2 protein-coding genes are annotated in these 1,869 nt (G+C 73.5%); one reads left to right on the forward strand and one right to left on the reverse strand.

Features of this window, described 5'->3' with window-relative positions:
- Positions 1-594 (reverse strand): LysR family transcriptional regulator (locus tag WA805_RS31270; RefSeq protein ID WP_425244136.1); only part of this gene is annotated, 594 nt, incomplete at its 3' end.
- A gap of 66 nt (positions 595-660) precedes the next feature.
- Between WA805_RS31270 and WA805_RS31275 the strand changes: the two genes are divergently transcribed.
- A partial coding sequence (locus WA805_RS31275; protein ID WP_425244137.1) for an MFS transporter occupies positions 661-1,869 on the forward strand: 1,209 nt, incomplete at its 3' end.

Consider the following 1,869-nt stretch of genomic DNA (forward strand, 5'->3'; position numbering starts at 1 on the left):
CGCGGCCTCGGCGAGCCGGACGCCGCGCCGCCGGGCGAGGCGGTGCCCGGCGGGGACCACGAGGTCGATGCGCTGCGAGTCGAGCTTGCGCGTGACGATGCCGGGCTCGTTAGGCAGCGGCGCGGTCAGGCACAGGTCGGCCTCGCCCGCCCGCAGCCGGGCGAGCAGCATGTCCGCGCTGCCCTGCACGAGCACGAAACGGACGGCCGGGTGCGTCGCCCGGAAGTCGCGCAGCATGCGCGGCACCGCGTCGGTGCCCAGCGTGTGCAGGAACGCGAGCGCCACCCGGCCGCGCGCCGGATCGGTCTCCTCCGCCAGCAGGCGAAGCTGGGCGGCGAGAGTCGTGAGCGTACGTTCCGAATACTCGAAAAGAAGCCGGCCGTGACGGGTCAGCTTGACGGACCGCCCGGGCCGGGAGAACAGCGGAACGCCGAGCTCCGCCTCGAGGCGCGCGATCGAGCGCGACAGCGTGGGCTGCGGGACGCCCAGCTGCTCGGCGGCGCGGGTGAGGTGCTCCTCGCGGGCGACGGCGACGAACTGGCGGAGCCGGGGAACGAGCGCGTCCAGCCCGGCGGCCATGTCCTCGTCATTCATATTTGGATAATACGCCTGACTATCATGCATTGGACGTATGAGGAGCTCGCGCCTAACGTGGATGACGTGCTGGACATCACTACGCCGTGGCAGTCCGCGGGAACCGGCACCGTCGGGGAACCGGTACGGCCGAAGCTGCGGCACACCGATCCGGGGATGCGGCGGGTGCGGCTTGGCCTGTTCGCGGCCGCGCTGGCCACGTTCGCGCTGCTGTACGCCCCGCAGCCACTGCTGCCGCAGCTGGCCGGGACGTTCCGGGTGAGCCCGGCGGCGGCCAGCCTCGCGATCTCGGCGGCCACGTTCGCGCTGGCGATCGCGGTCATCCCGCTCAGCTCGCTGTCGGAGGTGCTCGGGCGGCGCCGGGTCATGATCACCGGCGCGCTCACCGCGGGGGTGCTCGGGCTGGCAGCGCCGCTGGCCCCGTCGCTGCCGGTGCTGCTCGCGATCCGGGTGCTGCAGGGCTTCGCGCTTGCGGGGGTGCCCGCGGTCGCGATGGCGTACCTGGCCGAGGAGGTCGAGCGAGGGTCCTTCGGCCGGGCGATGGGGCTGTTCATCGCGGGGAACTCGATCGGCGGCCTCGCCGGGCGGATCGTGGCGGGCGCCCTGGCGGACCACGGCGGCTGGCGGATCGCGCTGGCCTGCGTGGCCGGGATCTCGGTGATCTGCGCGGTGCTGTTCGCGCTGCTGCTACCGCACTCCGCGCACTTCACCCCGGCACCGCCGCGGGTCCGCGGCCTGCTCGGCACCCTGCGGCGGAACGTGACCGACGGCGGCCTGCTACGGCTCTACCTGGTCTCGTTCGCGATCGTGGGCTCGCTGGTCACCGTGTACAACTACCTGACGTTCCGGCTGAGCGGGCCGCCGTTCCGGCTGTCCGCGACGGTCATCGGGTTCCTGTTCGTGGCGTACCTCGCCGGCACGTACAGCTCGGCGGCCGCCGGGCGGGCGGCCGACCGGTTCGGGCGGTACCGGGTGCTGTGCTGGGCGCTGCCGGTGACGGCAGCGGGCGCACTGCTGACGCTGCCCGATTCCCTCGTCTTCGTCGTGGTCGGCCTGCTGGTGCTGACCGGCGGGTTCTTCGCGGCGCACGCGGTCGCCAGCAGCTGGGTCGGCGCGCGGGCGCGGGTCGCGCCCGCGCAGGCGTCCGCCCTCTACACGTGCGCGTTCTACATCGGCAGCAGCGTGGCGGGGTCGCTGGGGGGCGTGTTCTACGGTTTTGGCGGGTGGCCGCTGACGGTGGCGTTCGTCCTCGGGCTGCTCGCCATCGCGCTGGCC

It is taken from the genome of Trebonia sp., from assembly GCF_049794275.1.
Taxonomy (GTDB): Bacteria; Actinomycetota; Actinomycetes; order Streptosporangiales; family Streptosporangiaceae; genus Trebonia.